Raw genomic sequence first — 26,184 nt, forward strand, 5'->3', positions numbered from 1 at the left:
ACTATAATTTAAATATTTCGTAGGATTGATGAACTTGTTTTACGGCGTTCTCAGTACGATCAGCATGGGTATCGCTAATAAATAACTGTCCGAAATTTTCATCATCCACCAATTTGATTATTTGTGCGACTCGATTTTCATCTAATTTATCGAAAATATCATCGAGGAGCAAAATAGGATTTACGCCACTTTGGTTTTTTATAAAATCGAATTGAGCCAGCTTCAAAGCAATCAAAAACGATTTTTGTTGTCCCTGACTCCCGAATTTTTTGATGGGATGCTCTTCAATATCGAATAAAAGGTCGTCCTTATGAATACCAACACTGGTGTATTGCAAGCTGCGGTCTTTACCAATGTTTTTTTCAAGCAGTGTTTTAAGATCTGAATCGAAAAGATCACTTTTATAACTTAGTGAAACCACTTCATTACCATTACTTATGGCGAGATATCGATCTTTGAAAATAGGAATAAAGGTCTTTAAAAAGGCATCGCGTTTATCAAAAATAACCTGTCCGTAATCGTTAAGTTGTGTGTTATAAACATCTAAAGTATCTTGGTTGTAGGTATGATTTAATACGAAATATTTTAATAATGCATTGCGTTGGGCGAGTACTTTATTATAATTGATAAGGGCATTGAGGTAACTTTTGTCGCCCTGTGAAATAACACTGTCAATAAATTTTCTTCTTGTGTCACTGCCTTCTATGATTAAGTCGCGATCGGCCGGTGAAATGATCACCAAGGGTAAAAATCCAATATGCTCGCTAAACTTTTCATAAGGTTTACCATTTCGCTTGATCACTTTTTTTTGTCCCCGTTTCAGACTAACAATGATTTTTTCTTCAGTCCCTTCTTTATCATAATCACCTTGAACCACAAAAAAATCCTCGTCGTGTTTTATGTTTTGGGTGGCTATCGGGTTAAAGTAACTTTTTCCAAAGGACAAGTGGTAAATGGCATCCAGTACATTGGTTTTTCCAATACCGTTATTTCCAACCACACAATTAATTTTAGCATTGAATTGGAACACTTTACTGTCGAAGTTTTTATAATTGAGTAGGGAAAGGGATTTTAAAATCATATAGGAAACGACTTTATACGCGTTGCTTTGGTGTTTTTAGCTCAAAAGGATATGCAAATTATTGAAAAATATCAAATAAATACGCTTTTAGTTAGGAAGAAAAATTATATTTTTGCGCCACAATAAACAAGCATAAGACTTTTAGCATGGCTACGTATAAAAAGAGAGGTCACAAACCTAAAACGAAAGAGGACAAGCAAAACGCTATTGAAGAGCAATCAACCACGGCGGGTGTATTTAATACCCTGGATGAAACGGCCTCGAAGACTGAGGATTTTGTACAGAAAAACCAAAAATATATATTCATTATCATCGGAATTGTTGCGGTAGTTGTTCTGGGCTCTTTGGTTTATAAGGAGTTCATTCACAAGCCAAAACAAACCACTGCGATGAACGATATGTTCCAGGCACAGAAATACTTCAATGAAGCTATTAATGACGCAGACAACGATTCATTGTATAATTTGGCGCTAAATGGTGGTGAAGGAAAATTTGGAATGTTAGACATTATCGATCAGTACGGTGGCACAGATGCAGCTAACTTAGCGAACTACTATGCCGGAACAGCCTATTTAAAATTAAAGGATTACCAAAATGCTGTGACATATTTAAGTGATTTTGAAAGTGATGATGAGATCCTTGCGCCTTTAGCGAAGGGAAATATTGGAGATGCTTTTATTCAGTTGAATCAACCTGAAGATGCTTTAGGATATTATGAAGAAGCTGCGAACATGCGCGATAACGAATACACCACACCAATGTATTTATTTAAGGCCGGAACAACTGCTTTAGATCTTGGACAAGCTGATAAAGCGCTTAAATATTTTAAGCGTATTAAAGAGGATTATCCAAAATCGTCTGAGGCAGAATCAGTTGAGGTTTTTATCGGTAAAGCTGAGGTGCTTGCCAAGAAATAATTCCAAGGTAATATGGCTACGGCAAATAAAAATTTATCACAATACGATAAAGCAACAATCCCAGACGCGAGTAAATTTCGGTTTGGGATTGTTGTTTCTGAGTGGAATGATAGTATCACCGAAAATCTTTATCAGGGGGCTTATGACGCTTTAATAGAAAATGGTGTTTTGCCCAGCAATATTATTCGTTGGAACGTGCCCGGAAGTTTTGAACTGGTATATGGATGTAAAAAAATGCAAGATCGTATGGTGAATGCTATTATTGCCATAGGAAGCGTGATCCAGGGAGAAACCAAGCATTTCGATTTTGTTTGCGAGGCTGTTTCACAGGGCATCAAAGATTTGAATGTTAAGGGTGAAACGCCCGTTATTTTTTGTGTTCTAACTGATAATACCTTGCAACAAGCTAAGGACCGCGCCGGTGGTAAGCATGGCAATAAAGGGACTGAAGCCGCTATTGCAGCCATCAAAATGGCAGAACTTCGCAAGAATAGCTAAGTAACATCGCATTCACTTTCTAAAATTTCGGTTACCTTGGTGATTACCTCATGGTAACTTTGTAAGTTGATTTTTCATCTTCAGCTTTGTTAACAATTTTTGCCAAATCCCGTTTAGGTTTCTGCCTATTTTTAAGTACTTTTGAAGGATAACCAGAGGAGCATCATGTTCAAACAACGTAAACCCAGACGCTTTAATTATCAGCCTAAATTTTCTCAGGAAAATCAAGCGCGGACTGCCGATGGTGAAGCAGAAGATGACAACAAAGCATTTCTGAGGCAATGGCGGGAAGAACGTCGTGCAAGACGTAAATCGCGCCCTATGTTTTCGATGCGTACCTTGCTCATTGTTTTGGTATTATTATTGATTTGTATTTACATGTTACAACATAAATACATTCAATAAAAAATAAGATTATGGGAATTTTTAGCACACGAAGAAATAAGCGTTTCAACTACATGCCTCGTTATTTTGATAATAAAGGTAAGGATGGTAGTCCGTTTGAAATGAAGCATAAGTTTGATGATTTCAGACAGACAGTTGGAAGTCAAAAAGGACTTAAAACTAAGTTCAAAAAAGCCTGGAGTGATTATAAAGATAACCCAAATCGTGAAGCCAACAGACGTGTGCTTATTATTATTGGTATCCTGGTTTTAATATTTTTATTCATAATCGATTTCGATTTATCTATCTTCTTTTCTAAATAAATCTATGTCAGACGTCATACAGCTTTTACCAGACCATGTCGCAAACCAAATTGCTGCTGGAGAAGTTGTACAACGACCAGCCTCAGTAGTTAAGGAACTTATGGAAAACGCCATAGATGCGGAGGCCCAAACCATAAAACTTATTGTGAAGGATGCGGGTAAAACCCTTATTCAGGTTATTGATGATGGTAATGGCATGAGTCCAACAGATGCCCGTTTGAGTTTTGAACGGCATGCCACATCAAAAATTCGATCTGCTGAAGACCTTTTTCAATTGCATACCAAGGGATTTCGTGGTGAGGCGCTAGCCAGTATCGCGGCCATAGCCCATGTTGAACTAAAAACCAAGCAAATTGGGGATGAAGTAGGGACGGCCCTGGTTATTGAAGGAAGTGAGATAAGTTCTCAGGAGGTGGTTGTAACACCAAAAGGGACCTCCGTTTCAGTTAAAAACCTCTTTTTTAATATTCCCGCAAGGCGGAATTTTTTAAAGTCGAATTCAGTAGAATTACGACACATCATTGATGAGTTTCATCGGGTCGCTATGGCACATCCCGGTTTAAGTTTTTCTATGTATCACAATGGAAGCGAAAGTTTTAATTTGCCTGTGAGCAATTATCGGCAACGCATCGTGAATATTTTTGGAAGTAAAACGAATGAGAAACTGGTACCGGTAACCGAAGAGACCGAAGTTGTAAATATTTCCGGTTTTGTGGGCAAGCCTGAGTTTGCTAAAAAAACGCGTGGCGAACAGTATTTCTTTGTGAATCACAGGTTTATTAAAAGTCCGTATTTAAATCACGCCATTGGAGCGGCTTTCGAAGGACTTTTAAAACAAGGTACACATCCAAGCTATTTTCTATATCTTGAGGTTGATCCGCAAACCATCGATATCAATATTCATCCTACAAAAACCGAAATAAAGTTCGATGATGAACATACGATTTATGCCCTTTTGCGTTCAGCGGTAAAGCATAGTTTAGGGCAATTCAATATTGCTCCCGTTTTAGATTTCGATCAGGATGAGAATTTACAAACACCTTATCATTTAAGAAATAAACCGGCTAGTGCTCCGGGTATCGAGGTAGATCGGAATTTTAATCCGTTCCGAGAGGAAACGGCTTCCAGACCGAAACAACAGAGCAGTCGTTTTAGTAAGCCTGCACCACAACAATGGGAAAGCCTGTATGTAGGCCTGGAATCAAAAAGTTCCGAAAGTTCGGATAATTTCAGTGAGGTTCATTTTGAAAGCGACCCAGAAACAACCTCAATGTTCGATGATACACAGGAAAACCTTAATAATCAAAGTACTTATCAACTTCATAATAAATACATTGTAAGTCCGATTAAATCGGGTATGTTGGTGATAGACCAACACCGGGCGCATCAACGTATCTTATATGAAGACTATTTAAAAAATATTACGATAAAAGAAGCGGTAACCCAGCAATTGCTTTTTCCATTGACGATGCATTTTTCAAAACAGGAAATTGCGATGATCTCACAATTGAAGGAGGATCTTGAAGCAGCCGGTTTTATTTTTGATGAAGTGAAAAACGAAACGGTTTCGGTAAGTGGTGTACCGGTTGGCGTTTCCGAAAGTGAGGTGTCCATTATTTTGGAGGCTTTGTTACGCGATGTTGAGAATGATGTACCCGACACGCATTTTAGTGCCGTGGATCTGTTGGCCAAATCCATTGCCAAAAGTTTAGCGATTAAAACCGGCCAACATTTACAAAAAGATGAACAGGAACATTTGGTAAATAAGTTGTTTGCTTGTAAAGAACCCAATGTTTCTCCTACTAATAAACCCACGTTTATCACGATGAGCGTTGATGAACTGGATAAAAAATTTATATAGTTATGATGCGAATTACAGATACCGTTAAACATTTGATAATTATCAATGTGATTGTTTTTGTTGGGATGCTTACTATAGGTAGAAACGGTATGTTTGATAGTCTATTTGCGATGCATTTCCCAAATAATAAGGCCTTCGAACCCTGGCAAGTAGTAACCCACATGTTCATGCATGCTAATTTTATGCACATTGGTTTTAATATGTTAGCCCTGTGGATGTTTGGCTCCCCTGTAGAACAGGTATTAGGCTCAAAACGATTTCTATTTATATATTTTTCTGCCGGATTGGGTGCCGTAGCATTACAAACTGGATATTATTACTGGCAATATTTACCGGATTATAACGCTTTATTGAATTCAGGTTTAACTGCTGAAAGTATAAAATCTATGCTCACTAGCGGACAAACATCTGGAGCTTTATCCCAATTACAAGTGGATCAATTACGACATATTTTTCCATTCTATAATGCGGTAATGGTAGGAGCATCGGGCTGTATTATGGGAATTTTAGCGGCTTTTGGAATGATGAATCCCGAGGCTAGATTGATGATGATCTTCTTGCCGATCCCAATCAAAGCGAAATATTTTATTCCGGGAATTATTATTTTAGATTTGATATCAGGACTAACCGGAAAATCGTTCTTTAGTCCGAGTAATACCGCATTTTTTGCCCACGTTGGAGGAGCTTTGATAGGTTTTATAATTATGTGGTACTGGAAAAAGAATCAGTTTAATAACAAACGCTGGTATTAATGAGCGATTTTTTACAAGACATAAAGTATAAATACGCCCGTCTCAATGTTCTCGAAAAGATCATTGTGGTAAACGTGATCATTTTTTTATTGAGTCTGGTTCTTCGAAAATATTTTTTCTGGTTTGAATTGCCAAGTGATTTTTCTGAGGCCATTGTAAAACCATGGACAATCGTAACCTATGCCTTTTTGCATTATGAACCACTTCACATCCTATTTAATATGTTGTGGTTGTATGTTATAGGGCGCATGTTCTTAAATCTGTTCAGTGCGAAAATGGCTTTGAATGTTTATTTTCTTGGAGCTATAAGTGGCGGAATTTTGTTTGTAGCTTGTTATTCTCTATTTCCAGAGACCTTTGGACGGAATTACCTTGTTGGTGCTTCTGCTGCGGTTCGGGCCTTACTTATCTTTTTGTGTGCTTATATGCCCAATCAGGAATTACGCGTTTTTACTTTTAATATCAAATTATGGTATATCGGAGCCTTCGTGGTTATTCTGGATATCATAGGTGTATTTGGAGTGAATTCCGGAGGTAATTTGGCTCATTTAGGAGGTGCCATTTTAGGGTATTTCTACGCAAAACAACTAACAAAAGGCAAGGATATCGGTTCCGGTTTTGCAAAGTTTATGGATGGTATAGTCGACTTTTTTAAATTCAAAAAGAAAGGGCCATTAAAAACCGTTCATAAGAATAAAAGTAAGGTAGGCGGTTATACTAAATCTGATTTTGGTGAGTTTAATGACCAAAAGAAAATCGACGTTATTCTGGATAAAATCAGTAAAAGTGGTTACGATAGTTTAACCGAAGAAGAAAAGGAATATTTATTCAGAGCCGGTAAATAGTTACATGAGAAAGCGCAGCATCTCCAATAAGCTAATTTATTATATCAATGTGTTTTTTGCGTTGCTTTTGCTTCTATCTTTCATTTTGCCGTACTTACCACCCAAAACTTTTGCTTTTTTATCAGTTTTAAATTTAGGGGTATCAATCCTCATAATTATTAATGCATTATTCTTTTTGTATTGGTTGGTATTACTAAAGCGGGAGTTATTTTTATCTTTTACCATTTTACTTTTGGGGTATTTTTTATTTGGGACCTTGTATAAATTTTCTAGTGAAAAAAGGGTAGAAGATCCCGGGAATTTTAAGGTTATGAATTACAATGTCCGTTTGTTCAATTTGTACAAATGGATTCCGGAAGACCATATTGAAGATAAGATTGCCGATTTTATTAAAAAAGAGTCCCCCGATATTTTGAGTTTCCAGGAATACCATCCTCATAGCGATATTGATCTTTCTATTTTTAAATATAAATTTGAAAAGATTGCAGGGAAACGCACGAAATATGGGCAGGCGATTTTTTCCCAATTTCCTATAATAAACAAGGGTTCTATAGAATTTCCTCATACCGGTAACAATGCCATTTTTATTGATATTGTAAAAAAGCAGGATACAATTCGGGTATACAATGTGCATTTACAATCGCTACGAATCAATACGAATGTAGACAGCTTGAAAAAGGAAAAATCGGAGCGCCTTATCAAGCGGATTGGAAGCACCTTTAAAATGCAACAGTCTCAAACGGAATTGTTTTTAAAACATAAGGCGCAATGCCATTACAAAATGATCATTTGCGGTGATTTTAACAATACCGCTTTTTCCTATGTTTATCGCAAGATCAAAGGGGACTTGAATGATACCTTTAAAGAAGCGGGTTCCGGTTTTGGCAGCTCGTATTATATTAAATCTTTTCCGTTGAAATACTTTCCCATGCGGATCGATTTTATCCTCGCCGATCCGGCTTTTGTAGTTAATGGATATCAGAGCTATACCCAAAAATTTTCGGATCATTATCCTATTTCGGCGACCTTGAGTTTGAAGAAGGAATAAACCACTTCGTCATTACGAGAAGCGCAGCAACGTGGTAATCTTTTGAAACAGATTGCCTCACTTGCTCGCAATGACGGTTCGTTTCGTCATTACGAGGAACGCAGTGACGTGGTAATCTTAAGAAAGGAATCCAAAGAAACAGATTGCTTCGCTTGCTCGCAATAAGGGTTCATGGAGCAATTCCTGAGTAAGCAGGAATCCATTATGGGGTTTGTAAAATAGATCTTTTAGATTACCGCTTTCGCGGGAATGACAACATAGGATGACAAGTGTTTCGTAATGAAAAAGGATCAAATGAAAACGAATACCCACGTTAGGCCTGCCTGCCGGCAGGCAGGGATTGAGGCTTTGTTGGAGCGCCTTGCAAAGCGCGACTGCCGAAAGCCCGACCCTTGTGGTAACGTCCAAAATTACATAAAACTACAATCTAAAACATCGGCGAGGATGTGAATAAGCAAACCGAGGCCTAAAAGGCGTGTTTTTTTGAAAAATAATAATGCCACATAAATGCCTATGGCCCAATATTGATGCAGCGGATGAAAGTTGATGCTACAGCGGTTGGGATCGAAAATGGGTGTGGCAAATACATGATCTACGTCGATTAGAATACAAGCGAGCATGATCACATAGGCGACTTTCCATTGTTTTGGATAAAATACGAGCGCCACCATTAGAGGTAAGAGGAGGTGCGTGCCGTAATGTACCAGATTTTGTAGCATTACCGGAAGTTAAGGGTTTGGGATTCCAGATAATTTACTGCATTAGGACCTTCGTTAAACAGGAGATCGAGAATGCTTAGGTTTGGTAAAAAACCATGTTTTGTTTCGAAAACCTGAGTATAGGTTTGGAAATTGAAAGTCGGCTCTTTTTTTGCGTTTACCAAATAGCGAAGATCTTTAATTGATGCTTCCGGTTGTGCCTGAAATTCTTCAGTTTTCTTAGGATTCAAGTCAATTTGTAAGCAGTCGCAAATGGTTTCAAAGCATTTTAAATTATAGTCTAGTAAGAAAGTAACTTCGTTTTTGAATAAGGGCCGTAGCTCGTCTTCAAAATACTCGAAAAAGGGCGAGGTACGATAGGCTGAGAGCAGTGATTTCCAGTGCTGACTCTGCCAATTCTCCTCATTAAAAATTTTGACATCCTTGTATCTCTGTCTATTTTTTTGAGTGAAAATAACGGGAATATTTAAAGCTAATTTTCCGTTTGCGCCGTAAATGTAACAGCGATTTCTATAGGTTTGTTTTACATAATTATCCTGCATTTCAAAATGTACCCTTTCCGCTTGTGCCATAGCTGAAAAAGATGCTATGTTAGGGAAATAGGTTGGATGCAGTAAAACTATCATGAAAAACCAGATTTAAAATTTTAGCAACCTCATTAACTAGGCTTTTTTCTTGCGTTTTCTGAATTTCGAATAGCCCAAATAAGCGAACAGAGCTATCAAAAACGGAATGAAATAGGAGGTTGGTTTCTTATCACCATTTACGGTAGTAAAGAAACGATCCCAACGCGGGTGTTTACCATCCCAGCTCATCCAAATGAATATTGGTTTGCCAACCACATGATCGAAAGGTACAAAGCCCCAGCGGCGGGCATCTACGGAATTGTGGCGGTTATCACCCATCATCCAGTAATAATTCTGCTTGAAGGTATAACGGTTAGCTGGTTTATCGTTGATAATTATCTGACCGTCCTTAACGCTTAAAGTGTTGCCTTCATATTCGGTAATAACACGTTTGTATAATGGTAAATTTTTCGTGGTGATGTTGATACTTTTTCCTTTTTCCGGAATGTAAAGCGGACCGAAGAAATCAACATTCCAATTATAGGTAGAATCCTGAGGAAAAATATCCGGATTCCAAACGCCTTTTTCAGCGATGTTTTTCTGAATACTTAACACGTTAGGGTTGTCTTTGAACTTGTTGTAGGCTTCATCAGAAATCGCTGAGAAATAATAGGTATTCTGTGCGTTCATGATACCAAAACCGTCAGTAATATCGTAACGATCTTTCATGACCTTTGGATTGAACTGGTAGTTTTTAGGTTGTACTAAATAACTAAACTGTAATTGCGCGGTTCCGGGTAATTTATTTTGCTTACCGTTAATATACACATAACCATTTCGAACCTCAAGCGTATCGCCTGGCAGCCCAACACAACGTTTCACTAAATTGGTCTTTTTATCGATGGGCTTGTAATAATTCCGGTCTGGTTTGAACTGGTTCATATCCAGCAAGGTATCTGCTGGCTGATTAAAAACGACTATGTCGTTATGTTTTATTTTTTGAAAACCCGGTAAACGCATATAAGGTAATTCAAACGTATTCTCCCAGGCGGATTTTCTGTTTTCGTAATCATCACTAAAAAGATAGGATTTAATGCCAAGTCCGGGAATAGTATCGTGAACCATAGGAGCCGCTACTGTAGTCATAGGTACACGGGCTCCATAATTAAATTTACTCACAAAAAGGAAATCGCCTACCAATAAGGATTTTTCTAAGGACGAAGACGGAATGGTGAAAGGCTGAATAAAATAGGTATGAACGATCGTTGCCGCCACAATGGCAAATAAAATGGAACTTACCCAATCGCCCGAAGAAGACTTGGGTTGTAAACTTCGGTCTTCAATATATTCAACATTGGCAACATAGTTTAGGTAAAAGTTGTAAAAGCCTAGTGTAACCACGGCCAAAAAGGTGTCGAGGTACGTGTTTTTACCAAAACTTCTCGCAGTTTCTACCCAAACAATAATGAACATGATCAGGTTCACGATGGGTAAAAACAATAGAATGATCCACCACCATGGGCGTTTAATTATTTTCAGTAAAATAATACCGTTATATAGTGGGACAAAGGCTTCCCAGGCTTTACGACCAGCTTTTTGGTAGAGTTTCCAGGTTCCTAATCCGTGAATAATTTGAATGATCAGGATAAAAATAAACCACTGCGAGAATGTCATAATTTTAATTTTTTATTCTTTAGTTAGTAGTAAAACTAGAGGTTCTTGTTACTTAGGACTTCCGGATTAACCAATATTTAACACATCGTTCATGGTAAAGACCCCCGTTTTCTCCTTTAACCATTCGGCTGCAATTACAGCACCTAAAGCAAATCCTTGCCGACTGTGCGCCTTATGTTGTATCATCAGGGTATCAACCTCGCTTTCATAGGTTACGGTATGCGTACCCGGAACATCATCAACACGCTTCGCGGAAATTGGCAAACTGCTGCCGGAACTATCGTTTAACTTCCATTCGGTATAGGCTTCATGGTTATCAATAATTCCTTCAGCCAGTGTTATGGCTGTACCACTAGGCGCGTCTAATTTTTTAGTGTGATGGATCTCTTCCATAGAAACCTTGTATTGCTCCAGCTGGCTCATCATTTTCGCCAGGCTCTTATTCAACTCGAAAAAAATATTTACACCCAAGCTAAAATTTGAAGCATAAATAAAGGCGCCTTTTTTCTCCTTGCAAAGAGAAACAGCTTCATTATATTTATCCAACCACCCTGTTGTACCTGAAACCACAGGAACCTGATGATAAAAACAATTCGATATATTATTGAATGCCGCGTCCGGAATACTGAAATCGATGGCCACATCAGCTTTTGTGATATCATATTCGGTATCGCCCTTATCAACACGCAATACAATTTCATGGCCACGATCCACAGCTATTTTTTCGATCGTTTGACCCATGCGTCCATATCCTAATAAAGCAATTTTCATCTTTGTTAAAATTTTAAATTCAAACTGACTCCAAAATGACCCCTGGAATCAATATTATTAAGTTCATAATGTGGATTAAGGGACAAGTCCTGATCGACGTTAAATTGCAGTAAATGGGCATCCACATTAGCATCAATAATATTTAAAGCATACATGCCGATAAGCACTAACAACGAAAGCTCACGATTACGACGATAGAATTTTTGGCCACGTTGTAAACCATCCGTCGTTACTCTTGGACTGGCTAATTTATTTCCCTCAGCGTCATAGTAAAACTCGTCGGTCTCAAATCCTGCCAACCTGCTTTTGTAGGCATCACGGTAGCGGTTGTATTCATTGGTGTTATGAATATAAAAGTAAACACCTGTACCCAGAGCACCATAAACCAGGGGAATTTTCCAATATTTTTTATTGTAAGCTTGTCCTAATCCCGGAAGCACAGCCGAGTAGAAGGCGGCTTTGGAAGGTGATAATGGATCGATGGTTTTACGCGCTAATTGAACGGAATCAACCAAAACTTCTTCACTTGTTGTTTCTTTTTCAGGTTGTTTTTTTTCCTGGGCTGAAATGGCGTAGCTGAGTAAAAAGAAAAAACATCCTGTTATAAGGATCTTATTTTTCACCTTGAACTAATTTTTTTATGCGGTTAAAATCTTCTTCTGAATGAAAAGGAATCGTAATTTTTCCTTTACCACTTTTAGAGACTTTAACGTCAATTTTATGTCCGAAGTATTCAGAAAATACCTGTACGCCCTTTTTTATATACTTTGGAACGGTTTCGGATTCTGTATTTTTCGAAGTTGGTTTGGCTTCTCCTTTTTGATGATAGTTACGAACAAGATCTTCAGTTTCTCTTACTGAAAGTTTATCAGATAGGATTTTTTCATAAATCTCAAGTTGATCAGCCTGATCGTCTATAGCGATTAAAGCACGCCCATGACCCATGGAAATAAAACCGTCACGCATCCCGGTTTGGATGATAGGGTCTAATTTTAATAGGCGTAAATAATTCGTAATGGTAGAGCGCTTTTTACCAACACGTTCACTCATTTGTTCCTGAGTGAGTTGAATTTCGTCGATTAAGCGTTGATAGGATAAGGCTATTTCAATCGGATCTAAATCCTGGCGTTGAATATTTTCAACAAGAGCCATTTCCAAAGATTCCTGGTCGTTGGCAATACGAATATAGGCAGGAATAGTTTCGAGATTCAAAAGTTTCGATGCACGATAACGACGTTCACCCGAAACTAACTGGTATTTGTTAAAACCCAGTTTTCTAACGGTGATAGGCTGAATGATTCCAAGCTCTTTTACAGAGGAAGCCAATTCCTGAATGGATTCTTCACTGAAATTAGTTCTTGGTTGAAACGGATTGACCTCAATAAAATCGAGATCTAATTCAATAATATTACCAATGACCTTTTCAGCATTTTTATCCTTTGCTGATTTGATATCGTTGTCAGGATCATTCAATAAAGCCGATAAACCTCTACCTAAAGCCTGTTTTTTGTTTGCCTTCGCCATACTTAATCATTTTTATCGATAATTTCTTTTGCCAAACTTAGGTAATTTGTGGCACCTTTACTAGCGGCATCGTAATCAATAATGCTTTCGCCATAGCTTGGTGCCTCACTTAAACGTACATTACGCTGAATGATGGTTTTAAATACCATATCATTAAAATGCTTTTGGACCTCTTCAACCACTTGATTTGATAAGCGTAAACGCGAATCGTACATGGTTAATAACAAGCCTTCTATATCCAGTTCAGGATTATGTATTTTTTGAACACTTTTAATGGTGTTTAATAGTTTGCCTAGTCCTTCCAAAGCAAAATACTCACATTGAATAGGAATGATAACAGCATTGGCCGCCGTGAGTGCATTCAAAGTTAATAATCCCAGGGACGGTGCGCAATCTATAATGATATAATCGTAATCGTTCTTTATATCATCCAGGGCATTTTTCAGCATGTATTCTCTTGATGGTTTATCAACCAGTTCAATCTCGATTGCTACGAGGTCTATATGTGCCGGAATAATATCCAGATTTGGTGTTTCTGTTTTAATTACAGCTTCCTTGGCTGCAGCAGAATGCTCTAAAAGTTGATAGGTTCCAAGCTCTACAGAATCGACATCAATTCCAATTCCTGAGGTTGCATTAGCTTGAGGGTCGGCATCAATTAACAATACTTTCTTCTCTAAAACACCTAAAGAGGCGGCTAAATTCACAGATGTGGTGGTTTTACCAACGCCTCCTTTTTGGTTAGCAATTGCTATTATTTTACCCATTAATGATTTGGTTTTATGAATGGTAAAAATACAATTATTTGTCAGTAATAAAAACGGAAATTGTTAACAAATAGACGAACTACAAGGTGTTCAGAATAACAAAAACTTCGATAAAGGACACTTGTACCGTTATTTATATTTTTTTTTAGATTTTTTTATTTTTTAAGTTCTATATTTAGACGTAAGAAAAAACTAACAATAATTAATCTAATCTTTTTTTATGAAAACATTGAAACAACACCTTTACTTATTACTGTTGATCTTTATGCTAAGTGCTTCAGGTTATGCCCAGCTAAAGCCTACAGCGTCTGTAGAAGGTATTACGGAGTATCAGCTTAATAATGGTTTAAAAGTGCTTCTTTTCCCGGATAATTCTTCGCAAACAATTACCGTAAATATGACCTACAAGGTAGGCTCAAGAAATGAAGGCTATGGTGAAAAAGGTATGGCACATTTACTGGAACATATGTTATTTAAGGGTTCTACAGACCATACCGATATTCCTAAGGAACTAACCGAACACGGTGCAAGGCCAAACGGATCAACGTATTTTGATAGAACAAATTATTTTGAAACATTTAATGCAACCGATGAAAATCTGGCATGGGCTTTAGATCTTGAGGCTGATCGTATGGTGAATTCCTTTATCGCTAAAAAGGATCTCGAATCTGAATTTTCAGTGGTTCGTAACGAATTTGAACGCGGTGAAAATAGCCCGGCAAGAGTTTTGAATCAGGAGGTTGTGAGCGCTGCATATTTGTGGCATAATTATGGAAAATCTACCATAGGAAACCGTTCAGATATCGAGCGTGTGCCTATTGAAAACCTTCAGGCATTTTATAAAAAGTATTACCGCCCGGATAATGCCGTACTCATGATTACCGGGAAATTTGATCCTTCAAAAACATTGGAAATGGTTCAAAAGGATTTTGGTGATATTAAGAATCCAGCAACACCGTTGCGAGATATTCCTACGATTGAACCACCACAGGATGGTGAGAAACGCGTGACTTTGAGTCGCGTTGGCGATCTCCAGATCGTATCTGCACTTTATCATATTCCAGCAGGTTCAGCCGAGGATTATGCCGCCATAGCTATTGGAGAGAATATTTTAACAGATCGACCTTCAGGACGATTGTATAAAGCTTTAATTGACACCCAAAAAGCGTCTTCTGTAAGTGGATATTCTCCTTTCACAAAAGAGCCTTCTTTTGAATATTTTAGTGTGAGTGTGCCTTCTGATAAATCTTTGTCGGAAGCTGAAACGACACTATTAGGAGTTCTGGACAGTCTAAAACAAAAACCTGTAACAGAAGAGGAGGTTAATCGCGCTAAGGCAAATCTACTCAAGCAATATGATCAAATTTTTAGAAATTCTGCGTATTTGGGTACCTTCATGAGTGAATTTATTGGTGCCGGAGATTGGCGTTTGGCATTCATTCAACGGGATCGGGTAGAAGCCATGACACCTGAAAAAGTTAATGCGGCGCTTCAGAAGTATTTTATAAAAACCAACCGTACTGTTGGTACCTTTGTTCCAACTAAAACACCGGAGCGCGTTACTATTCCTCATACGGAGAACCTTGATAGTTTGGTAAATACTTATAAGGGCAAAAAAGGATTGGATGCCGGCGAAACTTTCGATGTGTCTTATGACAATATTGAAAAGCGTCTCGAAAAAGGTACAATAAATGGGCTTCCTATTGAATACGGTTTTATAAAGAAGAACAACCGTGGTAAAACCGTTACACTTTCCCTGACCATGAGAACAGGTGATGTTAATGATTTTATGAACATGGGGCGCACAGCTAGTTACACGGCCAGACTGCTGAACAAAGGCACCGAAAATAATTCGCAACAAGACATAGAAGATAAATTAAGTGCTTTAAAATCGTCTATCTTTTTTTCAGGCTCCAATGGTCGTTTGAGTGCTTCGGTAAGGTCTACAGAGGAAAATTTAATGGCTACCTTGGATTTAATGATGGATATGCTGAAGCATCCTAAATTTAGCAATGAAGAATTAGAAAAATTGAAAACTCAGGATATGGCTGCCATTGAACGGAATAAAACGGAGCCACAGTTTTTGGCCATCAAAGAGTTAGGGCTTTTGAATGAGCATTACGATAAGGGACATCCTTTGCACAGTAATTCACTTGAAGAGGATATTGCCGAAATTAATGATGCAAACCTTGCGGACATCCAAAAATATTATGATACCTTCTATGGTATTTCAGATAATGCTACCCTGGTAGCCATTGGAAATATCGATGAGGCTGCATTAAAAGGCTACTTTGAATCCCAGTTTGCAGATTTTAGATGTGATAAATCTTTTGAACCCATTTTAAGTAAGTATTACCCGAATGTAGCAGCTAATGAAAATATTATGACACCCGATAAGAAAAATGCTTTTTCTTATGGCATGATGACCTTTGAAGGTAATATCACCGAAGCTGATTATCCTGCTTTGGAAATTGCCGGTGCCATTTTTGGAGGTGGTTTTTTAAGCTCCAGAATTGCTACAAGACTGCGCCAACAAGATGGTGTTAGCTATGGTGTTGGAGGACGAGTTTCGGTAGATTCTAACCCGAAAGAAAATAATTCCAGTATTGCAGTTTATGCTATTTATGCCCCTGAAAACGCTGAAAAGGTTCAGAAAGGTTTTAGTGAAGAGGTTGCACGGTATATCAATGATGGGATCACTGAAGACGAACTGAAACAGGCCATTAATGGTTGGGTTCAGGGTGAGGCTGTTTCCCGGGCCAAGGATAACGAACTTGCCGGTACCATTAATAACAACCTGTTTTACGATAGAGATATGTCGTTTTACAAGGCTATTGAAGATAAAGTGAAAGCTCTTACGGTTGAAGACGTTAATAAGGTCATTAAAAAGTACTTTAAACTGTTTGATAAGTGGACGGTGGTAAATGCCGGAGATTTTAATAAATCTATGGATTCAAAAGAGTAAAAATTATGATCTCAAAAAAAACCGCTTAGTTTTTCTAAGCGGTTTTTTTATTTCTATAATGCGTTGTTATTCAATTAGAATATCTAAAATCCTTATGGCAGCATCACTTATTTTTGTTCCGGGCCCGAATACGGCTACTGCTCCGGCATCAAACAGAAACTGATAATCTTGTTTGGGTATCACGCCACCAACGATCACCATAATATCATCGCGTCCATATTTTTTTAATGCTTTGATCACTTCAGGAACCAAAGTTTTATGTCCGGCAGCCAATGAAGAAATACCTAGAATATGAACATCATTTTCTACGGCTTGTTTTGCAGCTTCCTGTGGTGTTTGAAATAACGGACCAATATCTACATCAAAACCAAGATCGGCATACGCAGTCGCAACAACTTTAGCACCACGATCGTGACCGTCCTGTCCCATTTTAGCAATCATGATACGCGGTCTACGCCCGTCTTGTTCCGCAAAAATATCCGCCATTTCTCTGGCTTTTTTGAAGGATTCATCGTTTTTTATCGCTTTGCTATACACGCCTGATACTGATTTAATTTGTGCTTTATAGCGCCCATAAACTTGTTCAAGGGCTGAACTTATTTCACCTAAGGTGGCCCTGTGTCGGGCGGCTTCCACGGCTAAAGCTAATAAATTTTCTTTACCATTACGGGCAGCATCCGTTAATTTGCCTAAAGCTTCTTTAACGGCATCTGAATTTCGCTTGGCTTTAAGATCATTTAAACGCTTGATTTGTTGTTTTCGCACCGTGTTGTTATCTACTTCAAGCGTGCTAATCGCATCTTCCCGATCTAACTTATATTTATTTACACCAACAATAATGTCTTCATTAGAATCTATTCTGGCTTGTTTTTTGGCGGCGGCTTCTTCTATGCGCATTTTCGGGATACCGGCCTCTATGGCTTTTGTCATACCGCCCAGTTTTTCCACTTCTTCAATGAGTTTCCAAGCTTTTTGGGCAATATCATCCGTTAATTTTTCTACATAATAACTTCCTGCCCAGGGATCAACAGTTCTGGTAATCTGCGTTTCTTCTTGTAAATATATTTGTGTATTCCTCGCAATTCTAGCGGAAAAATCAGTAGGTAAGGCGATGGCCTCGTCCAGAGCATTAGTATGCAAACTTTGCGTGCCACCGAAAGCTGCCGCAGCGGCTTCAATGGTGGTTCTGGCTACATTATTAAAAGGATCCTGCTCAGTTAAGCTCCAACCTGAAGTTTGCGAATGTGTTCTGAGTGCTAAAGATTTTGGGTTTTTAGGGTTGAATTGTTTTACCAGTTTTGCCCATAACATACGTGCTGCACGCATTTTCGCAATTTCCATAAAATGATTCATGCCTATCGCCCAGAAAAAGGACAAACGAGGAGCGAAAGTATCGATATCCATGCCTGCTTCAAGTCCTTTTCGAATATATTCTAAACCATCAGCGAGGGTATAGGCCAATTCTATATCACAGGTAGCACCGGCTTCCTGCATGTGATAACCTGAAATACTGATGCTGTTGAATTTCGGCATATTTTTACTTGAATATTCAAAAATATCCGAAATGATCTTCATCGAAGGGCTTGGCGGATAAATGTAGGTATTCCGAACCATAAACTCCTTTAGAATATCATTTTGAATGGTTCCTGCCAATTGCTCCGGGGCTACACCTTGTTCTTCTGCTGCTACAATATAAAAAGCCATAATGGGCAGTACGGCACCATTCATGGTCATGGAAACGCTCATTTTATCCAAAGGAATTTGATCGAATAGAATTTTCATATCCTCTACCGAATCAATCGCTACACCGGCTTTACCTACATCGCCAACCACACGCTCATGATCGCTGTCGTAACCGCGGTGGGTTGCCAGATCAAAAGCTACGGATAGCCCTTTTTGTCCGGCTGCTAAATTTCGCCGGTAAAAGGCATTACTTTCTTCCGCAGTACTAAAACCTGCATACTGTCTGATCGTCCACGGTCTACTAACATACATGGTGCTGTAAGGTCCGCGCAGAAAAGGTGGAATACCTGCAACAAAATCGAGATGCTCCAGATCTTCAAGATCTTTTGGTGTGTAAACCGGTTGTAAGGGAATCTCTTCAGAAGTCATAAATTCGCTTTTTGCGAATTTAAGTTCTGCTTGATTTGTTTTAAGTTGAATATGTTGAATGTCTTTTCTCAAAAAGATAGATTTTGCAGATTTTAAATTTTAGTTTCTTGGTATTTTATTGAAATCAACAGCCTCATAAGGATCCGATTTCAAATTTACAAGCGACAAATCCTCATCAAAAAGTTTGGCATAGAACATATCAAAAGCCACGTAAGCTGCCAGGTATTTATCTGTAACTACAGCTCTGTAATTGGAAGCTAGAGGTGCCCCGAAGAGCTCCGGACTCATGTAATTGGTTTCCAATAAGGCATTAAGCGTTGTTTGCAATTTAGTTTCTTTAATGTTTTGAACCAGGCATTTAAAGAACGGACTATTATAGTCTAAATGGCTTCTCGGGTTTTCGGCATCCCAAATATTTTCATTTTTAAGCGCCTGAAAAACTTCAACGGAATGTTTAGAGGCTATATCAGTGAGTTTGATACGGTTATTAACCACGCCATTAATAAAACGAGAATAAGCCAAAGTTAGATTTTGCCCGGATAACTTGCTATAATTTCGGTTCAGGTCATTTTCAAAACTGTAAAGCGCTTCATTAAATAGCGCGTTGTTTTGATTTGGACAATCAATAACAGGTTTTTCATTAGAAAATTTGTAATCTGTAAACGTGTTTTTTTTGTTACAACTAAAAATAATTAAGGCAAAAACTAAAGCCAGGTAATGCAATTTAGATCTCATGGTATTATTCATTTTTTAATCGGTCTTGTTCCAATTGTTCTGATAAACGTTTTCCTATGATAGGTTCAATTAATGTTTTATGTGGTTTTGTTTTAATAAAAGGATAAAGTTCCAAATCGTCCTTCATCTTGTCATTGGGGTTTGGGTGTTTGTTCGTTCCCAAAATAACAACCTCTCCTTTATTGAACTGCTCTTGTTCCTTAACGGCACTTTCTTTTATTTTCTTTTGAATGATGCCATTTTTCAGCTGACTTAAAAAACCGCCATGGGCTTCAATATCTTTAAAAAGAGCAAGGGCTTTTTCTGCTAATTGTTCCGTTAAGGATTCAATATAATAAGTTCCATCCGCCGGATTATTTACTTTGTCAAAATAACTTTCATTTTTTAAAATAAGCAACTGATTTCGCGCAATGCGTTCACCAAACTCATTGGTTTTATGATAAATAGCATCATAAGGTAAATTGGTTACCACATCAGCACCGCCCAGAACAGCACTCATAGATTCCGTGGTGGTTCGGAGCATATTGGTGTTGTAATCATAAATGGTCTTGTTGCGTTTTGTGGGTACAGCGGTTATTTTGCAATTTGCTTTAATGTGATATGCTTCAGAAAGTGATTGCCACAACAAACGCAAGGCTCTTAATTTGCCGATCTCAAAAAAGTAATTAGAACCTACTGAAACTTTAAAAACAACTTGAAGGGTCTCCAAAAATTCGAAGTCCATAGCTTTTTCTTGAGCCTTTTCTATTTGGTTTAAATATTCATTAACCTGGGCCAAAGCGTAGGCCAATTGCTGAACCATATTTGCCCCGGCATTTTGATACATTGACGTATTGACCGTTATGCTGTTCGTGATTTTTACCGTAGTAAGGAAATCAGAAAAATCAGTTTTTAGATCTTTATAAAAATTGCCGGTTGAAGCTAAATGACCAATGATATCGTTATTGATAAAAATTCCGGCTTCCCCTTTTAAAGCATACAGAGACTTTATGAAATCGATATCAATAAAAAGAAGATCGAAATAAATGGGAACACGATCCAGATCAATGTTTTGCAATAAATTTTTTACCGAAACTTCAGAATTCGGAATTATAAACTGCATACTTTCAGCGCCACGCGCGATGGCATCTATGGCATGTGAATTGCTTTTTTCAGTATCGGCTACATAAATGGTTTGACCAATTTTCCAATTTGAAGGATTCGCCTTGGGAGCAGATCCGGAGGTTTTCTGGTCGTCGGCATGGTAAAATGGTTTTACTGCAATACCCTCATTGGAGTGCCAAACCAGAGTTTCGTTATAATCTGCACCTTTAAGATCAAATTGGATCTTTTGTTTCCACTGTTTCGCGGATACCGGTTCGAATGCATCAAATAAAGGATTGGTTTTACTCATGTGGGTTGGCATTTATACTATCTTCGTATTCTATGATGTAAATTTCTTCGTTGTCGCGCTTCATATAATATTTTTCACGGGCAAATTTTTCAAGACCCTCTTCGGTCTTTAAGGTTTTTATGGCTGCGTTATCTTCCTTAATCTGTTCAAGATAATAGTCCTTTTCACTTTTTAAATCGTCAATATCATTGTTCAATTCATGATGAATGAGCCAGGAATTTGCATCAAAAAAGATCATCCAGATCGCAAATCCCGTAAGGATCAGAATAAAGATATTCTTAAAAGGTTTGAATATTTTATGCTTGAAAAAAGCCATGCTTAAAGTCGGTTGTTTATTATAGTTCGAACGATATCAATGGCCACAGTATTGTATTTGTTATTCGGAATAATGATATCTGCAAATTCTTTCATAGGTTCTATAAACTGATTGTGCATGGGTTTCAATGTGTTTTGATAACGACTCAAAACCTCGTCCAGATCTCTTCCGCGTTCAGCGATATCTCGCTTCAAACGCCGGATTAATCGTTCATCACTATCAGCATGCACAAATATTTTAATATCGAACATATCGCGTAAAGAAGGATGTGTTAAAATAAGGATACCTTCCACGATCATCACCTTTCTGGGTTGCGTTACGATCACATCACCGGTTCTATTATGTTTAACGAATGAATATACCGGCTGATCCACAGCCTGACCTGCTCTTAGCATTTTAAGATGCGTTTCCAGTAAATCAAAATCGATGGATTGCGGATGATCAAAATTAATGGCCACCCGTTCATTATAGCTGAGGTGCGAGGTATCTTTGTAGTAAGAGTCTTGAGATATGATGCCAACCTCACCTTCCGGAAGCTCGTTCAGAATTTGATTCACCACGGTCGTTTTTCCACAACCGGTGCCGCCCGCAATACCTATAATGAGCATGATTTGGTTTTTAATTAGCTAGTCACAAATTTAGTTAAATCAGTCTCTAATCGAACTAAAAAGCGCTATTTTTTTATTGAAGCCACTTCCGCTTCGGTAACCATTTCCGTATTTTTATTTCCCCAGCTATTATTGATATAATTCATAACGTCGGCAATTTCGTCATCACCTAAACCAGGAGGCGGCATAAAGTTGTTGTAGGTTTTTCCATTCACTACAATTTCTCCTTGCTGACCGTATTTCAAACCATGGATACTTTCCTTACGATTTTTCATGAGATAATCGGAATTTGCCAAAGGCGGATATACATTCGCTACACCTTCACCTGAAGCCAGGTGGCAATTCATGCAAAAGTCCGTGTAAATATCGGCGCCTCGTTTGATACTTTCCTGCAAAGGATCCTGTGAGGTATATTGATCGCCTTCAAAATTTAAATAAAAAAACGCAAAACAGATTAATATGGCAGAACTTAGTAGGATGGGTTTCATAGTATTATTTTTTTACGATTTTAAAAATACCTTTACCTTCTACTGAAATATAAATAGTGCCGTCCGGTGCCTGAACTACATCTCTTACGCGGCCAATGCCTTCAAACAATTTTTCGCGTTTTACTACTTCATTATTTTCCAGAATGAGTCGCTCCAAATATTGAAATTTAAGAGATCCTACCAGTAAGTTTCCTTTCCAGTCGGGATACTTTTCAGAATCGACAATCACAAATCCGTTTGGGGCTATCGATGGTACCCAATAGAAAAGTGGTTGTTCCATGCCCTCTTTTTCAGTGATATCAGTAAATGAAGTTCCGTTGTAATTGATGCCATAAGAAATAACCGGCCATCCATAATTTTTTCCTTTTTGGATGATGTTGATCTCATCGCCACCCTGCGGACCGTGTTCGTGCTCCCAAATCTCCCCGGTAAAAGGATTTTTTGTAAGTCCTTGCGGATTTCTATGTCCGTAGCTATAGATGGCTTTCTTAGCGCCCGGTTCGTTTACGAATGGATTATCAGCAGGAATGGAACCATCATCATTCAAACGGTAAATTTTTCCACCATCGCGAGTAATATCTTGTGGATTTTCATCGCGGTTACCACGTTCGCCAATCGAGAAAAAGAGATACCCGTCATTATCAAAAACGATACGAGATCCAAAATGCTGTCCTTTTTTGGTATTTGGTGCAGCCTTATATAGTTTTTCGATCGAAACTAAAGCATCATTTTCAAGCTTCGCTCTGATCAAAGCTGTGTTACCGCCATCGCCTTCACCCTCAGATGAGGCATAGGTAATGTACAACCAACCATTGTTTTCATAATTGGGGTGTGTGGCAATATCCATTAAACCACCCTGACCTCTAACATAGACATCAGGAAGGCCGGTAACCATTGTTTTCTTTCCATTTTTAAAGTGTATTAATTCACCACTTTTTTCTGTGATGAGCATACTTCCATCGGGTAGAAAGGTCATACCCCACGGAATAATCATGTCCGGAACTACCAGTTCCGTAGTATAATTAAGATTTTCCGGGGTTTCAGCCTTTACTTTGGAAGGCGTTTGTTGCGCACAAGCCAGAAAGAATAGCGCTGAAAAAAATATACTTAAAAGGGAATTTTTCATAGTTGATGATTTTTTGAACGTAAATTTAAAAAGAATAATTCAATTGAATTCCTGTGAAATAATTTACCGGATTTCCCGGGTAATAATAACGTGGTGCGCTGCCGCCGAATCCTGTGGCGTTAATTAGCACTTGAGAAGCGTATTTGGTGTCGAAAATATTATTCAACCCGAAAAACAGATCGAAATTTAAGGATCCGGAAATGGCTTTTTTAAACCCTAATTTTAAATTAGTTAAACTGTAGCTTTTCGAGTATAAACTATTACTGTCTGTTATTGGAATTTGCCCAACCTGTTGATAATTAAGATTTCCGTATAATCCGAACGCGGTTTCAAAATCAATGATCGCGTTAAAGACATCTGAAGGTACACCGGTAAGATCATTACCTGAATAATTGTTTCCATCATTTATGAACTCTCGAAACGTAAATTGATTCTTGGTATAACTTATTTGCGAATTGAGCTGCGATTTTTCAGAATTTAGCCATTGATAAGATAAACCTAGTTCCAATCCATCATGGCGCGTTTTTCCGGCATTGAGACCAATATACTGGTCTTGCGCTGTTCGTTGTGCTACTAAAAGATTTTTTAAGGCCAATCTAAATAATGATATGGAGTATTGCAGACGATTTTCCAAAAATGCACCTCTGGAGCCTACTTCATAGTTCCAACCGGTCTCGGGTTTTAAATTGGTATTTATTTGGCCGTCCGGCAATAAGGTCTCGCCTGATGAAATAGGTGAGAAACCATGACTCACGCTGGAAAAAATACTGATATTGTCATTAATAAGATAGGAGGTTCCCAATTTGGGTGAAAGGATCGTTTTGTAGGTGTAATTTCCGGATTGATCGGGGTTTTCCGTTGAAATCGGGAAACGATCTTTTAAAGTGTAAGCGATTTGATTCAGATTCATTCCCATAGAAATAGTCCAATCTTTGGAGGCTTCAAAATTAACTTCCGCGAAAGCGTTATAATAATAGCGATGCTCTCTAAAGTCGGATAATTCATTACCCTGAACGCTACCGGTTCCGGGAGGATAATCTTCATATAAATTTTCAAAGGTGGCGTAGTTGTAACAATCGTGAAATAGTTCCCCACCTAAGGTCCATTTAAAAGATTTGCTTTGTCCCAGAAGCCGGCTTCGTAATCCGAAGGCTGAGGTATTTTCCTTTAAAATATTGAACGGTCTGGGTTCATAGGATTTTCTCAGGCTTGTAAAAACACTTGTAAGTTGCTTAAGGTTAGGATTATAATCGTGAGACCAGGAGAGTCCGGCAATCAAGCGGTCTGCATCTTCATAACCTTTCGCTTGTTTCCAGGTAAACGCTGCAGCTTCCGGATGATTTAAATAAGTATCCTCATTAACAGAACTTGGAATGAACGCTTTAAGATGCACAAAACTCCCAAAAAAAGTGAGTTGATTAGACTTGTTGAGATAATTGTCGGAGCTTAATGTAAAGGTTTGCCTGTCGTAGTTATTATTTTCCCGGTAACCATCGCTTGAGGTATGACTATAAATGGCTTTTAAGGCTGAATTCTTAAAACCAACATTGGCCTTGGTCATTGATTTAAGGAGTCCAAAAGAACCTACTGTAAATTCAGTTTGAACATCTGATCGATTTAAAATAGCATTTTCAGGTTCTAAACGGATAACGCCTCCTAATCCTGCGCCATAAATACTGGAGGCGGCACCTTTCACGATTTCAAATCTCGCAATGGAACCCAATTCAAAATCTTCAATATTGGTTTCGCCACTGCCGTTTGTTAATGGAATATCTTTAAAATAGGCACGTATTTTAGACGTACCGAATGGCGTGCGCGCTCCAATACCTCGGATGGTAATTCTGTTGGTATTTAAAGCACCGCTTTGCATAAAAATTCCCGGAACACGGTTTAAGGTCTTGTCAAAATTCAAGATATTACTTCGCTGAATATCAGTCTCAGAAATAATAGCAACTGAAGCGGTAGCCTTTTTCAGTCTTTCAGGAATTTGACTTGAACTTACCAGGACTTCATCAAGTTGGGAGGGGTCTAGATCCAGTTGAATAACATAATATTCGCCGGATTCTAAAAGCATTTTTTTCCCCTCGTAACCCAGTAATTCAAATTGATATTCGCCCGCTTGATCTAGAGAAAAATTTCCTTTAGCGTCAGCATAGCTGATACTTTTATTATCCAAAGAAATGGTTACAAAGGGTAATGGCGTTCCATTTACAGCATCAACAATCTTACCGGTAATAAGCTTTTGAGCAAAGCTTGAATTCAAACCTGAAAAAACTAAAAGGATAAAAATGTATTTGACTTTAAAAGGCATTCATAGTGGAGGTTATATCAAAGGTTGCAAATCTAACCAAAAAACTAAAATATTTTTGTAAATCGGTATGGAGAAAACAATAAAAAAAGTATATTTGCACCCCGCTAAGGATAACCAATTCGGGGTGTAGCGTAGCCCGGTTATCGCGCCTGCTTTGGGAGCAGGAGGTCGCAGGTTCGAATCCTGCCACCCCGACAAAGAGAAGCCAGTAATCTGATTGATTATTGGCTTTTTTATTTTTGAAATGTTGAAAGTGATAACTTTCATTAATGGAATAAATCAAAAAGACATAAACATCAAATGGTGCCGGCTTCACTTTAGCACCAACCTCATAATCAGGATCATGCCAATAATCCTGCCACCCCGACAAAGAGAAGCCAATAATCAATCAGATTACTGG

At 38.2% G+C, this 26,184-nt stretch carries 26 protein-coding genes and 1 tRNA gene; 10 read left to right on the top strand and 17 right to left on the bottom strand.

Annotation, left to right across the window (positions count from 1 at the left end; translation table 11 throughout):
* Position 1 precedes the first annotated feature (1 nt).
* A complete protein-coding gene (gene recF / locus ABD682_RS06740; RefSeq protein WP_344740331.1) occupies positions 2-1,081 on the bottom strand; it encodes a DNA replication/repair protein RecF in 1,080 nt (359 codons plus the stop codon).
* A 146-nt stretch (positions 1,082-1,227) separates the two neighbouring features.
* Between recF and ABD682_RS06745 the strand changes: the two genes are divergently transcribed.
* The 7 genes from ABD682_RS06745 to ABD682_RS06775 all read left to right on the top strand — a co-directional run bounded on the left by ABD682_RS06745 (position 1,228) and on the right by ABD682_RS06775 (position 6,661).
* Entirely contained in the window at positions 1,228-1,998 is a 771-nt protein-coding gene (locus tag ABD682_RS06745) for a tetratricopeptide repeat protein (RefSeq protein WP_344740332.1), read from the top strand.
* A 12-nt stretch (positions 1,999-2,010) separates the two neighbouring features.
* Complete coding sequence (ribH, locus tag ABD682_RS06750) at positions 2,011-2,496, top strand: 6,7-dimethyl-8-ribityllumazine synthase (RefSeq protein ID WP_344740333.1); 486 nt, start codon at positions 2,011-2,013, stop codon at positions 2,494-2,496.
* Between the two features lie 165 nt (positions 2,497-2,661).
* Positions 2,662-2,901 (top strand): hypothetical protein, encoded by a 240-nt coding sequence (locus tag ABD682_RS06755; RefSeq protein ID WP_344740334.1) that lies wholly within the window; start codon positions 2,662-2,664, stop codon positions 2,899-2,901.
* A gap of 11 nt (positions 2,902-2,912) precedes the next feature.
* Positions 2,913-3,203 (top strand): riboflavin synthase subunit beta, encoded by a 291-nt coding sequence (locus ABD682_RS06760; protein ID WP_344740335.1) that lies wholly within the window; start codon positions 2,913-2,915, stop codon positions 3,201-3,203.
* Positions 3,204-3,207: 4 nt separating this feature from the next.
* Complete coding sequence (gene mutL / locus ABD682_RS06765; RefSeq protein WP_344740336.1) at positions 3,208-5,064, top strand: DNA mismatch repair endonuclease MutL; 1,857 nt, start codon at positions 3,208-3,210, stop codon at positions 5,062-5,064.
* A gap of 2 nt (positions 5,065-5,066) precedes the next feature.
* Positions 5,067-5,816, top strand: a complete 750-nt coding sequence (locus tag ABD682_RS06770; RefSeq protein WP_344740337.1) for a rhomboid family intramembrane serine protease — start codon at positions 5,067-5,069, stop codon at positions 5,814-5,816.
* Positions 5,816-6,661, top strand: a complete 846-nt coding sequence (locus ABD682_RS06775; protein WP_344740338.1) for a rhomboid family intramembrane serine protease — start codon at positions 5,816-5,818, stop codon at positions 6,659-6,661. Before ABD682_RS06770 ends, ABD682_RS06775 begins: the two co-directional genes overlap by 1 nt.
* 39 nt (positions 6,662-6,700) lie before the next feature.
* Here the strand turns inward: ABD682_RS06775 and ABD682_RS06780 are convergent, their stop codons facing one another.
* A complete protein-coding gene (locus ABD682_RS06780; protein WP_344740339.1) occupies positions 6,701-6,886 on the bottom strand; it encodes a hypothetical protein in 186 nt (61 codons plus the stop codon).
* An 85-nt stretch (positions 6,887-6,971) separates the two neighbouring features.
* Between ABD682_RS06780 and ABD682_RS06785 the strand changes: the two genes are divergently transcribed.
* Entirely contained in the window at positions 6,972-7,709 is a 738-nt protein-coding gene (locus ABD682_RS06785; RefSeq protein ID WP_344740340.1) for an endonuclease/exonuclease/phosphatase family protein, read from the top strand.
* A gap of 410 nt (positions 7,710-8,119) precedes the next feature.
* Here ABD682_RS06785 and ABD682_RS06790 read toward each other — a convergent pair whose 3' ends face one another.
* From ABD682_RS06790 to ABD682_RS06820, 7 genes are all read right to left on the bottom strand, one after another.
* Positions 8,120-8,428: a DUF6122 family protein gene (locus ABD682_RS06790; RefSeq protein ID WP_344740341.1), complete on the bottom strand. Its 309-nt coding sequence runs from the start codon at positions 8,426-8,428 to the stop codon at positions 8,120-8,122.
* Positions 8,428-9,054 (bottom strand): WbqC family protein, encoded by a 627-nt coding sequence (locus tag ABD682_RS06795; protein ID WP_344740342.1) that lies wholly within the window; start codon positions 9,052-9,054, stop codon positions 8,428-8,430. The genes ABD682_RS06790 and ABD682_RS06795 overlap by 1 nt, the downstream gene beginning before the upstream one ends.
* 36 nt (positions 9,055-9,090) lie before the next feature.
* Positions 9,091-10,668, bottom strand: coding sequence for a signal peptidase I (gene lepB, locus ABD682_RS06800; RefSeq protein ID WP_344740343.1), 1,578 nt, complete (start codon positions 10,666-10,668; stop codon positions 9,091-9,093).
* A gap of 66 nt (positions 10,669-10,734) precedes the next feature.
* Positions 10,735-11,439: a 4-hydroxy-tetrahydrodipicolinate reductase gene (gene dapB / locus ABD682_RS06805; protein WP_344740344.1), complete on the bottom strand. Its 705-nt coding sequence runs from the start codon at positions 11,437-11,439 to the stop codon at positions 10,735-10,737.
* A gap of 5 nt (positions 11,440-11,444) precedes the next feature.
* Positions 11,445-12,062: a DUF5683 domain-containing protein gene (locus ABD682_RS06810; RefSeq protein WP_344740345.1), complete on the bottom strand. Its 618-nt coding sequence runs from the start codon at positions 12,060-12,062 to the stop codon at positions 11,445-11,447.
* Positions 12,052-12,963 carry a ParB/RepB/Spo0J family partition protein gene (locus ABD682_RS06815; RefSeq protein WP_344740346.1) on the bottom strand — a complete coding sequence of 304 codons (912 nt, stop codon included), beginning with the start codon at positions 12,961-12,963 and terminating at the stop codon, positions 12,052-12,054. The genes ABD682_RS06810 and ABD682_RS06815 overlap by 11 nt, the downstream gene beginning before the upstream one ends.
* A gap of 2 nt (positions 12,964-12,965) precedes the next feature.
* The gene (locus ABD682_RS06820) at positions 12,966-13,730 is read right to left on the bottom strand and encodes a ParA family protein (protein ID WP_344740347.1); all 765 of its coding nucleotides are present in this window, start codon (positions 13,728-13,730) and stop codon (positions 12,966-12,968) included.
* A gap of 220 nt (positions 13,731-13,950) precedes the next feature.
* On the opposite strand from ABD682_RS06820, the gene ABD682_RS06825 reads away from it, so the two are divergent.
* Positions 13,951-16,695 carry a M16 family metallopeptidase gene (locus ABD682_RS06825; protein ID WP_344740348.1) on the top strand — a complete coding sequence of 915 codons (2,745 nt, stop codon included), beginning with the start codon at positions 13,951-13,953 and terminating at the stop codon, positions 16,693-16,695.
* Positions 16,696-16,761: 66 nt separating this feature from the next.
* On the opposite strand, the gene scpA is transcribed toward ABD682_RS06825, so the two are convergent.
* The 8 genes from scpA to ABD682_RS06865 form a co-directional block, all read right to left on the bottom strand.
* Positions 16,762-18,879 (bottom strand): methylmalonyl-CoA mutase, encoded by a 2,118-nt coding sequence (scpA, locus tag ABD682_RS06830; RefSeq protein ID WP_344740349.1) that lies wholly within the window; start codon positions 18,877-18,879, stop codon positions 16,762-16,764.
* Positions 18,880-18,906: 27 nt separating this feature from the next.
* The gene (locus ABD682_RS06835; protein WP_344740350.1) at positions 18,907-19,542 is read right to left on the bottom strand and encodes a hypothetical protein; all 636 of its coding nucleotides are present in this window, start codon (positions 19,540-19,542) and stop codon (positions 18,907-18,909) included.
* Positions 19,543-19,546: 4 nt separating this feature from the next.
* Entirely contained in the window at positions 19,547-20,935 is a 1,389-nt protein-coding gene (locus ABD682_RS06840; RefSeq protein WP_344740352.1) for a methylmalonyl-CoA mutase subunit beta, read from the bottom strand.
* Entirely contained in the window at positions 20,928-21,251 is a 324-nt protein-coding gene (locus ABD682_RS06845) for an FtsB family cell division protein (RefSeq protein WP_344740354.1), read from the bottom strand. Before ABD682_RS06845 ends, ABD682_RS06840 begins: the two co-directional genes overlap by 8 nt.
* Before the next feature lie 2 nt (positions 21,252-21,253).
* Positions 21,254-21,859 carry a uridine kinase gene (udk, locus tag ABD682_RS06850; protein WP_344740355.1) on the bottom strand — a complete coding sequence of 202 codons (606 nt, stop codon included), beginning with the start codon at positions 21,857-21,859 and terminating at the stop codon, positions 21,254-21,256.
* A gap of 65 nt (positions 21,860-21,924) precedes the next feature.
* Positions 21,925-22,347, bottom strand: a complete 423-nt coding sequence (locus ABD682_RS06855) for a c-type cytochrome (RefSeq protein WP_344740356.1) — start codon at positions 22,345-22,347, stop codon at positions 21,925-21,927.
* Between the two features lie 4 nt (positions 22,348-22,351).
* A complete protein-coding gene (locus tag ABD682_RS06860; protein ID WP_344740357.1) occupies positions 22,352-23,473 on the bottom strand; it encodes a PQQ-dependent sugar dehydrogenase in 1,122 nt (373 codons plus the stop codon).
* 25 nt (positions 23,474-23,498) lie between these two features.
* Positions 23,499-25,784: a TonB-dependent receptor domain-containing protein gene (locus ABD682_RS06865; RefSeq protein WP_344740358.1), complete on the bottom strand. Its 2,286-nt coding sequence runs from the start codon at positions 25,782-25,784 to the stop codon at positions 23,499-23,501.
* A gap of 120 nt (positions 25,785-25,904) precedes the next feature.
* Between ABD682_RS06865 and ABD682_RS06870 the strand changes: the two genes are divergently transcribed.
* Positions 25,905-25,979 (top strand) — tRNA-Pro (locus ABD682_RS06870).
* Positions 25,980-26,184 lie beyond the last annotated feature (205 nt).

Origin of the sequence: Gaetbulibacter aestuarii (genome assembly GCF_039537665.1) — a bacterium.
GTDB classification, from domain to species: domain Bacteria; phylum Bacteroidota; class Bacteroidia; order Flavobacteriales; family Flavobacteriaceae; genus Gaetbulibacter_A; species Gaetbulibacter_A aestuarii.

Bases quoted from the DNA above. Each gene is read 5' to 3' on its own strand.
- ribH (WP_344740333.1), top strand. From the start codon at position 2,011: ATGGCTACGGCAAATAAAAATTTATCACAATACGATAAAGCAACAATC.
- lepB (WP_344740343.1), bottom strand. From the start codon at position 10,668: ATGACATTCTCGCAGTGGTTTATTTTTATCCTGATCATTCAAATTATT.
- ABD682_RS06780 (WP_344740339.1), bottom strand. From the start codon at position 6,886: ATGGTAAAAGATAAAAATAACTCCCGCTTTAGTAATACCAACCAATAC.
- recF (WP_344740331.1), bottom strand. From the start codon at position 1,081: ATGATTTTAAAATCCCTTTCCCTACTCAATTATAAAAACTTCGACAGT.
- ABD682_RS06825 (WP_344740348.1), top strand. From the start codon at position 13,951: ATGAAAACATTGAAACAACACCTTTACTTATTACTGTTGATCTTTATG.
- ABD682_RS06745 (WP_344740332.1), top strand. From the start codon at position 1,228: ATGGCTACGTATAAAAAGAGAGGTCACAAACCTAAAACGAAAGAGGAC.
- ABD682_RS06775 (WP_344740338.1), top strand. From the start codon at position 5,816: ATGAGCGATTTTTTACAAGACATAAAGTATAAATACGCCCGTCTCAAT.
- dapB (WP_344740344.1), bottom strand. From the start codon at position 11,439: ATGAAAATTGCTTTATTAGGATATGGACGCATGGGTCAAACGATCGAA.
- ABD682_RS06855 (WP_344740356.1), bottom strand. From the start codon at position 22,347: ATGAAACCCATCCTACTAAGTTCTGCCATATTAATCTGTTTTGCGTTT.
- mutL (WP_344740336.1), top strand. From the start codon at position 3,208: ATGTCAGACGTCATACAGCTTTTACCAGACCATGTCGCAAACCAAATT.
- ABD682_RS06760 (WP_344740335.1), top strand. From the start codon at position 2,913: ATGGGAATTTTTAGCACACGAAGAAATAAGCGTTTCAACTACATGCCT.
- ABD682_RS06820 (WP_344740347.1), bottom strand. From the start codon at position 13,730: ATGGGTAAAATAATAGCAATTGCTAACCAAAAAGGAGGCGTTGGTAAA.
- ABD682_RS06790 (WP_344740341.1), bottom strand. From the start codon at position 8,428: ATGCTACAAAATCTGGTACATTACGGCACGCACCTCCTCTTACCTCTA.
- udk (WP_344740355.1), bottom strand. From the start codon at position 21,859: ATGCTCATTATAGGTATTGCGGGCGGCACCGGTTGTGGAAAAACGACC.
- ABD682_RS06795 (WP_344740342.1), bottom strand. From the start codon at position 9,054: ATGATAGTTTTACTGCATCCAACCTATTTCCCTAACATAGCATCTTTT.
- ABD682_RS06865 (WP_344740358.1), bottom strand. From the start codon at position 25,784: ATGCCTTTTAAAGTCAAATACATTTTTATCCTTTTAGTTTTTTCAGGT.
- ABD682_RS06770 (WP_344740337.1), top strand. From the start codon at position 5,067: ATGATGCGAATTACAGATACCGTTAAACATTTGATAATTATCAATGTG.
- ABD682_RS06755 (WP_344740334.1), top strand. From the start codon at position 2,662: ATGTTCAAACAACGTAAACCCAGACGCTTTAATTATCAGCCTAAATTT.
- ABD682_RS06840 (WP_344740352.1), bottom strand. From the start codon at position 20,935: ATGAGTAAAACCAATCCTTTATTTGATGCATTCGAACCGGTATCCGCG.
- ABD682_RS06835 (WP_344740350.1), bottom strand. From the start codon at position 19,542: ATGAGATCTAAATTGCATTACCTGGCTTTAGTTTTTGCCTTAATTATT.
- ABD682_RS06785 (WP_344740340.1), top strand. From the start codon at position 6,972: ATGAATTACAATGTCCGTTTGTTCAATTTGTACAAATGGATTCCGGAA.
- ABD682_RS06860 (WP_344740357.1), bottom strand. From the start codon at position 23,473: ATGAAAAATTCCCTTTTAAGTATATTTTTTTCAGCGCTATTCTTTCTG.
- ABD682_RS06845 (WP_344740354.1), bottom strand. From the start codon at position 21,251: ATGGCTTTTTTCAAGCATAAAATATTCAAACCTTTTAAGAATATCTTT.
- ABD682_RS06815 (WP_344740346.1), bottom strand. From the start codon at position 12,963: ATGGCGAAGGCAAACAAAAAACAGGCTTTAGGTAGAGGTTTATCGGCT.